The organism is Polaromonas sp. P1_G4 (assembly GCF_056405475.1).
This window is the reverse complement of record NZ_JBFUCA010000873.1, coordinates 1-1,116: the sequence shown is the minus strand read 5'-3', so window position 1 is coordinate 1,116 and position 1,116 is coordinate 1. Positions and strand designations below refer to the sequence as shown.

General features: G+C 56.9%; 1 protein-coding gene. It reads right to left on the bottom strand.

Going from position 1 to position 1,116, the window contains the following annotated elements; genetic code table 11:
* On the bottom strand, window positions 1–1,091 hold a 1,091-nt coding region (locus tag AC1D1X_RS24070), incomplete at its 3' end, for an RHS repeat-associated core domain-containing protein (protein WP_477699452.1).
* Window positions 1,092–1,116: the final 25 nt, after the last annotated feature.

The following is a 1,116-nucleotide window of genomic DNA, read 5'->3' as shown; positions in this document are numbered from 1 at the left end:
GCGCTTCCGCTTGGGCAACCATTTTCAAGCATACATCTATTTTTGCATCGAAAGAAAGATGTACCGTAGTCCCTAGTCGGCAGCGTTGCTTCGCATCTGCGGATACACATGTCGTTTACTTTCTGGCATCTTTTATTCAATCCACACAATACATCGCCTGAGTCAGTTGGAGGGACGGGCGATATATTGCGCCCATTGGATGAGTCCGCGGACGTTGTTGGTATGACAACCAAGCCCTTAGGATCACTCTTCGAAAGCGGATCACCCTCGACATAAGCAAATGTATTGATGCCCCCCTCCAGCCCAATGGGATCGGACTGCATATAGCGCCCRATCCTCGGGTTGTACTCCCKGTTCCAGTTCTGGAACARCCCACTCTCGGCATCAAAGGTYTGCCCAGGCARSCGCTGGTTAAAGGCGAAGGCCCCCAGGCTGCTCGGATTCTGATCAGGCGCCGTCGCGCCAAAGGGTTCTGCCGTGTCCCATCTCCAAACGACTGTCTCATCTGATTGCCGTGTGATGATTCTGGACGCACCGAGCTGATCCGCCCAGACGTTGTACAGGCTGATGGCAATGTCGCTTCCCGCAGCCGTTCCCGTCTGCTTGATCACCCCCACCGGGCTGCTCATATAGATGGTTTCATAGAGCGGTGTTCCGTTGGCATCGTACTCACCSAGCAGTTTTCCYTCTTCGTCATAGAYRTAGTAMGCCGCACCSGTTGGSACCARSGCCGTCGGYCCCGTCTTGCTMATCCTCAACTCCAGCGCGCTGTAGCTGTAGCTCACCGTGCCACCGGCGTTCGTCAYCGTCGCCAGYCTSCCSCGGTCGCTGTAGSTATAAGTRTTGRYCCCGTCGCTYGTGATGTTGCCGGCCGCATCGTGCTGGACGGTGGCCGTGCCTGTTGTGTCCTGGGTCTGGTTCAGCCGGTTGCTGGTGGTGGCTATGGTGTTCGGATAGCTCGTGCCGCCGATGACTCTGGCCGTGCGGTTGCCGGTGGCGTCGTAACTGTATTGGATGGCACTGCTGCCCAGGGTGGCGCTGATGATTCGGTTCAGGTTGTCATAACCAAAGCTTTGGTCCAGGCTGGGCACCGGAGTCCCGTTGCTGGTGTGGCTG